Source organism: Oleiphilus sp. HI0128, from assembly GCF_001635365.1.
The window spans coordinates 1-1478 of record NZ_LWGG01000132.1 but is presented as its reverse complement, the minus strand read 5'-3'; the positions used below and the strand labels follow the sequence as shown (position 1 = coordinate 1478).

The 1478-nt window shown below is 48.5% G+C and carries 1 protein-coding gene; it reads left to right on the top strand.

Features of this window, described 5'->3' with window-relative positions; translation table 11 throughout:
* On the top strand, positions 1 to 1402 hold a 1402-nt coding region (locus A3763_RS01725; RefSeq protein WP_068759837.1), incomplete at its 5' end, for an acyl-CoA carboxylase subunit beta.
* Positions 1403 to 1478: the final 76 nt, after the last annotated feature.

Here is a 1478-nt window from a genome sequence, read left to right as displayed (position 1 = left end):
CCAGAACTGGGGTAAAAATCTAGATGGCGCGTCAATCGTCACGGCAGTCGTAAAAATAGACGGCCGAGACGTTGCCTTATACGGTCACGATTTCACCGTCAGGGCGGGCTCTATGGATGCCACCAACGGCACTAAGCTAGCCCGCTTAATGGAGCTTGCGGGTAAACGAAAGATTCCTTTAGTGGGCCTAAACGATAGTGCCGGCGCTTACGTCCCCGCCGGAGTCGGCGGTCTAGACGGTTACGCCGAAGCTTTTACCGCTTTAAGAAAGATCAGCGGTGTTGTACCTAGCATTATGTGCATGTTTGGTTTTAATGCCGGTGGTGGTTCATACCTTCCACGCCAAGGTAGCTTTATGATTCAGCCAAATGATACATTCTTTGGCCTAACAGGCCCTGGTGTGGTGAAAAGTGTACTCGGTGAAGATGTAACGCCTGACGAGCTTGGCGGCCCTGGCGTACATAGCCAAAGTGGTGTCACAGATATCGTGGTAAAAGATGAAGTCAGCGCCTTGAAGAAAGTTCGCCAACTACTCAAATATCTTCCGAACAACAATTCCGAGTTAGCACCCTATCAGGAAACGTCCGATCCGATTGATCGTAAGACCTGGGATATCGACATCCTGCTGAAGAAGGCCTTCAATAGCCCAACCGGTTTCAATACGCCTATTGATGTCACTATCATGATCCAGCAACTTTGCGACCATGGCGACTTTATTGAAATTCAGGAAGAGCGTGCACGTAACACGGTTACAGCCTTGGGTAGAATGGGTGGCAATGTGGTCGGCTTTCTGGCCAATAACAGCGCCGTGTCTTCAGGCCAGATTGATATTGATGCAGCCTATAAGAATGCACGCTTTATCCGCTTCTGTAACCTTTACAATATCCCTGTCATCTTTATGGAAGATACAACGGGTTTCTTACCTGGTAAAGATCAAGAATCAAACGGTATTGTGCAAGCAGGTAGAGCAATGCTTGATTCAATTATTGACCTAAGAACGCCTCGTTTTTTGGTGATCATTCGTAACGCTTTCGGTGGTGCTTACGCTTCTTACAACTGCTATCAGACAGGTGCAGACTTTGTATGCGCCCTGCCTTCTACCAGAGCAGCCGTAATGGGACCAGCAGGTGTAGAATTTGTCTATAAGAAGGAGTTACGCGCTATTCGCGGTGCGGTTAAGACAGGCGAGCAAAGTGCCGAATGGGGCGCTGAGCAAGAAGCCTTACTCGCAAAACGCTATGAAGAAGAATTGATGAACCCAAATGAGGCGTTGAGCCTAGGGTCGATCTCTCAAATTGTTATGCCCAGAGACATGCGCAAGGTCTTGTGCGAACAGCTCAATTTCCACTTATCACACTATACACCTGAGCCACTCGGCGGCGTACAAAGGGAGTCTTTCTAATGAGTAACGAACATTACCTTAACAACCCGCTGACTCATCAAGACCGTCGTTTAGGCCAATCAGACAGCACTTGGGT